This window comes from Arsukibacterium sp. MJ3 (assembly GCF_000987765.1).
Lineage (GTDB): Bacteria > Pseudomonadota > Gammaproteobacteria > Enterobacterales > Alteromonadaceae > Alishewanella.
The window spans coordinates 1-4,832 of sequence record NZ_LAHP01000039.1; the positions used below are offsets into that span (position 1 = coordinate 1).

General features: G+C 42.4%; 6 protein-coding genes and 1 pseudogene. 4 read left to right on the forward strand and 3 right to left on the reverse strand.

Annotated features, from left to right (window positions below; translation table 11 throughout):
* Window positions 1–533: 533 nt before the first annotated feature.
* Both VT06_RS16265 and VT06_RS16270 read left to right on the forward strand, forming a co-directional pair.
* A complete protein-coding gene (locus VT06_RS16265) occupies window positions 534–782 on the forward strand; it encodes an ABC transporter permease (RefSeq protein WP_046555388.1) in 249 nt (82 codons plus the stop codon).
* Between the two features lie 92 nt (window positions 783–874).
* Window positions 875–1,765: an alpha/beta hydrolase gene (locus tag VT06_RS16270; RefSeq protein WP_046555389.1), complete on the forward strand. Its 891-nt coding sequence runs from the start codon at window positions 875–877 to the stop codon at window positions 1,763–1,765.
* Between the two features lie 168 nt (window positions 1,766–1,933).
* Here VT06_RS16270 and VT06_RS16275 read toward each other — a convergent pair whose 3' ends face one another.
* Both VT06_RS16275 and VT06_RS16280 read right to left on the reverse strand, forming a co-directional pair.
* A complete protein-coding gene (locus VT06_RS16275) occupies window positions 1,934–2,389 on the reverse strand; it encodes a type II toxin-antitoxin system YhaV family toxin (RefSeq protein ID WP_235357461.1) in 456 nt (151 codons plus the stop codon).
* Between the two features lie 2 nt (window positions 2,390–2,391).
* Complete coding sequence (locus tag VT06_RS16280; protein ID WP_046555393.1) at window positions 2,392–2,736, reverse strand: type II toxin-antitoxin system PrlF family antitoxin; 345 nt, start codon at window positions 2,734–2,736, stop codon at window positions 2,392–2,394.
* A gap of 321 nt (window positions 2,737–3,057) precedes the next feature.
* On the opposite strand from VT06_RS16280, the pseudogene VT06_RS18865 reads away from it, so the two are divergent.
* Window positions 3,058–3,150 (forward strand): annotated as a pseudogene (locus VT06_RS18865) (hypothetical protein); the annotation flags it as partial.
* Between the two features lie 27 nt (window positions 3,151–3,177).
* Window positions 3,178–3,870: an RluA family pseudouridine synthase gene (locus VT06_RS16285; RefSeq protein ID WP_235357462.1), complete on the forward strand. Its 693-nt coding sequence runs from the start codon at window positions 3,178–3,180 to the stop codon at window positions 3,868–3,870.
* 261 nt (window positions 3,871–4,131) lie between these two features.
* Here the strand turns inward: VT06_RS16285 and VT06_RS16290 are convergent, their stop codons facing one another.
* Window positions 4,132–4,596, reverse strand: a complete 465-nt coding sequence (locus VT06_RS16290; RefSeq protein ID WP_046555391.1) for a CreA family protein — start codon at window positions 4,594–4,596, stop codon at window positions 4,132–4,134.
* Between the last annotated feature and the right edge of the window lie 236 nt (window positions 4,597–4,832).

Genomic DNA, 4,832 nt, shown 5'->3' on the forward strand with positions numbered 1-4,832 from the left:
AATAGCTTCCATTTCTTCAATCGACACAACAAACACTTCATGTTGATTTGACTTTATTTGTTGCTTTAGCTCTTTCTTTTCCTGATCTGAAAGCATTCCCGCTTACTCCTTTGGTTGAATTTATGATGAGATAACAGCTTATTAGTTTAGAACATCCACGCTCTCACACAGTGTAAATTTAATTCTATCTTTTGTAAAAAATACATTAACTAATAACCATCGGTAAATCAACAGATTTTTGTAAGTTGTAGAGGAACAGCTTGGAGAAAGCGTGGTTTAAACTTGCGATTTACTTGCTAACAATAAATTTACCTACTGCTGTATATTTATAAGGGGTATCCACTTAGCTCAGAAGAAAAGGACAGCTACGTTTTAATTGGTGGCTGTCCAGAATTGCTGTTGGCCTTAAATGCTGCGTATTGTCAGCCAACAGTACAACAACCTGAACCAGCCGTGCAATTTAAAGCTAAAAAGTGGGTGGCCTATTTTTCTGTATTGGCAGCATTTGCAAAGCGATGGCGTGCTGGCGGTGCATGTCTCGAATAATTTTAGCGGAAGCAATCGTTATATCTGCTTTCGGCGGATTAATTGGTATACTTTTGGGCATTGGTTCTGCTAATGCAATCGCATTTGCAGTACCTAACTTCCCCTCAGCTCACGTTCCTAATTGGGCTATCGGCGTTTCTTTCGTTTCTACATTTTTCATAGGGATTATTTTTGGTTTAGCGCCTGCAATTAAAGCATCGAAGTTAAATCCAATAGAGGCTCTAAGATGTGAATAAATACTTACTATATTGTTGACAAGTTAATTATTTAATATAAAACAAGTAATAAGTATTAAAGAGAATTATAAATTTATAAGGAAGTATTATTCGTGAATGTTAAAATCTTTGTTGCATCTTTAAGCATCCTTCTGTTGTCGGGATGCGTAACCCTGTACCCTTCTGGTTCATCATTTTTAGGAAATCAAGTTTTAATCTCGAGTCTGGCTCATGAAGCCACAGTTATTGAGTTATCACAACAATATGAAAATTTTGAAATTTCACCCATATCTTTTTTACAAGACGACGGGAACGAGTCTCTAGGAATAGTTGTCGCAAAGCCAGATGCTAAATATACTATATTATATTTAGGTCCGAATAACTTTCCAATTCACAAGCATCACCGAAATGTTTTACCTTATCTAAACAAGTTAGATGCTAACTTGATTTGGGTAGATTATAGAGGTTTTGGTTTTACTAGTGGCCTCGCTACTATTGACAGGCTCAAAAAAGACAGTATGAATATTTTTAAGCTAGTTAAACACAGTAGCAATCTTCCGACTGTTCTCCATGGACTTTCTATAGGGAGCATCTTAGCCATTAATGTTGCGGCAACGACTAAAGTTGACTTTCTGGTTTTAGAGGCTAGCGTTACTAACGTGACGGAATGGATAGACATAGCGTTTGTAAATGAAGCGAAATTTTCTTATGGTATTCCAGCACCTATTGGCTACATAATAAAACCGTTCATTAAGATAGAGCCTCAAGAAGATGTCTTGAAAATACAAAATTCGATTAGTTTAAATATGCATGCAGGTAAACTGCTTATGCTAACTGGTGAAAAAGATTGGGAAACTCCCCCAAGTATTAACAATAAGCTTTTTGATTCGATTAGAGATAAAAAGCATTCACAAATACATACTATTGAAAATGTCGGACACTTAGATCTTTTGAGTAACCCTCGTTCGATTGATCTATATAGAGCGTTCCTAAAAGGTTTATAAATGGATACATTATTAACTCTATTTTCGATTCTAAAGCTTTCGTTTTAAACTCGAAGCAAAAGCATAAACAGGGCTATTGAGAAATTGGCCCGATAAGTATCTTATACAAAACTTATGCTTTCAACAGAGGCGAGCCTCTTGCCCCCCGTCTTTATAAAATAGTGATTTTTAAGGGATGACAACTATCCTGACACAGTGGGCATCCGGGGGGTTACCCGACTTAAGCATCTTAGCGAACACTTTGTAAGCATCGGTTTTACTGGCAAATGCTCGCTTATTTTCTTCATCATTGACCCACGCATAAACGATAATTTTTGATTCGAGGTGGTACCTAAAAAATAACCGATATTGTTGAAAAAACTTGGCCCGAAACCAATGCTTGTTGTTATCGCCTAATGTTTTGCCCTGGCGATAATCGGCTAGGGTTGGGTCTTGCGGAATAATCTCAAAGGCCAGCTTATGAATAGCCGCCAACCGCTTACTGTCGTTTTTTCTGGTATAGCCTTGTGGATCTTTTGCTTTTAACATCGCTACTTTGTGTTGCAGTGTCAGGTACTGCTCTGCAAAAAGAGGATGGGTAAATAGCGTCCAACCGTTAACTACCATCGGGTCTTTATCCGGCAAGGTTATTCGTCCTCAGCAGGCAATTCATCGGGCAGGGGGGTATCTAAATCAATATTAACATCTGCCACCAGCGATGCCACGCTTTGGCGCATACTGGCGGTCAGTGGCTGTAGTTTTTCAGGATGTTGCTGCATATCAACAGCCAGAAATGATAAAAACTGCTCAAGCACCGGATCCGCATCAACCGCCTCGGCACGTTGCATCAGCACACTGCCATCAGCTTGAATAACATATTTAATCTTGTCTTTTTTCCCTAGATGCAGTGCCTGACGAACAGGGCCGGGTACGGTCGTCTGAAAACGATCTGTTAGTGTTGATTCTGCTTCCAAAGCCACTTGAGTAAGCATTATGGTCTCCACAGGTTTACGTTGGCTAATAATGGTGATTCTAGTCGCAAAAGCATGGTAATGCAATTGCATTACCATTTGGTGGTGGGTTAGAAAATACTCTGCTTAGTTCAAAAGAGTTAGAGTCATTGATGTACAGCTGAATTGCTTCTGCTGAAATATCACTAAATCTTATCCTATCAATCGCAAATTACAAAATTGACAATCTTTTTCACCAGGCCTAGCATGACGGATATTAGTACTTAACCTTGGCGGCCATTAAAAATCAGCTTTGGTTACTTACAGAGCAACCGCTAATCGGCGTCGAGCGTTCAGAGCCATACCTTATTTTATCGGGTTACTGCCAAGCAGGTTGAAATTATTCGAGTGCTGCATGGCCGCCAAGATCCTCTGCGCAATTTAAACATACGATAAACAGCTACACTGCTAAATGTTGCCGGGGTGCCTTTGGACATTATTGATAACTTTATCGCGCCGCCCTGCGAAGAATTTGTGCATATTTTATATCAGGACCAGGCCATTTTACTGATAAATAAGCCCTCTGGCCTGCTGAGTTTATCGGGGAAAAACCCACTTAACCGCGACTCGGTACATTATCGGCTGGTACATGGCCAGCCTGGCATAACCCCGGCATTTTCACAGGCTAAATTACCGCATCGGTTAGATTTTGGTACTTCGGGTATTATGGTGGTGGCGCTTACCCAACACGCCACGGCGCATCTTAATAAGCAGTTTCAGGCCAGTACGGTGCAAAAGCGTTATACTGCCATGCTGGAAGGCTGGGTTGTCGCTGACGAAGGGGTGATAACGGCGCCAATTGCCAAAGACAAAAGCTGCTTTCCACGGGTTAAAATTTGCGATAGCGGCAAAGCCGCCACCAGCCATTTTAGTGTAGTAAAGCGGCTTAGCCAACCGCGGCGTAGCCTGGTGCAATTTACCCCGGTTACCGGCCGCACCCATCAGCTGCGAATTCATAGCCTTAGCATGGGCCACCCCATTCTGGGTTGTGATTTATACCACAGTAAAACCAGCCAGCAGCTGGCAAAGCGGTTATTACTGCACGCCAGTGATATCTATTTTGAACATCCGATAAGCGGCGGACAATGCCATGGCCATTCTGCCAGCCCTTTTTAGATTCTATCCTTTACTGGTTAAGACAATACCTGAAAGAGAACGGCTGGAACCCTTTTTGGTCTACACAGAGTGTCTGAGTGAGCGCGTCAGCGTGAGGGAGTTGCTGTGGCGAGCCAAGGTGGGGTTGCAGTTGCTCTCTCAATACGTCGGATAAAACGCTCTTACTCACTCGCCGGGGCAACTCCCCGGTTCATTCCAAAGAGGTGTTATCCTCTATTGGTTGAGCTCGTAAGCTGTTAAAAATTCAGTTCTGCACTGTTATTAATTTTGCACCTTCGCTGCATTAAACGCTTCGGTTCCCCATAACGGCACGGTAGACAAGCTATGCTTAAAGCTGCCAGAGGTCTCCTTGGTGGAATAAGACACATACATCAGAGTTTGGTGTTCCACGTCCAGAATACGGCGTATCTTCATGGTTTTAAAGAAGATGCTTTTTGATTTAGTAAACAGTACCTCACCGTTTTTGCTTTTATCTATTTTTGCGATCATGTCGGCGGTGATGAGGCCGGTCTGACGACAGGCGATAGAACTGTCAGACGGGTCGGAAAAGTTCAGGTTAGCTTCGATGCTGGATACATGACAGGTTATCCCTGTTACCACCGGATCGTTAAAGGCATCCAGCTTGATATCCTTGGTGGTAAAGACGCCCAATGATACGTCGCCAACTTCATTATTGTTACATCCAGCAAGCATTATCAGCAGTAATACACAGTAAATGGAGCGCATGATTAGGTCACCTTAGGTTAATTATTTCAATGCTGCCACGCTGGCAGTCGGCAATAAAGCAACATCAGCCGTAAACCAGCATAGCATTGTCGGCGAGGTAAGTGGTAGATGCGTTGGCACTAACCCTACCGATCTTGGTATGCGTAACAGCAACCACACCTTCGGCATGATTGCTGTTTAGCTCAGAATGGCAGCAGCTTCGCCAGTTTGTCTGGCGTATCGGCGGTAGGCAGCTC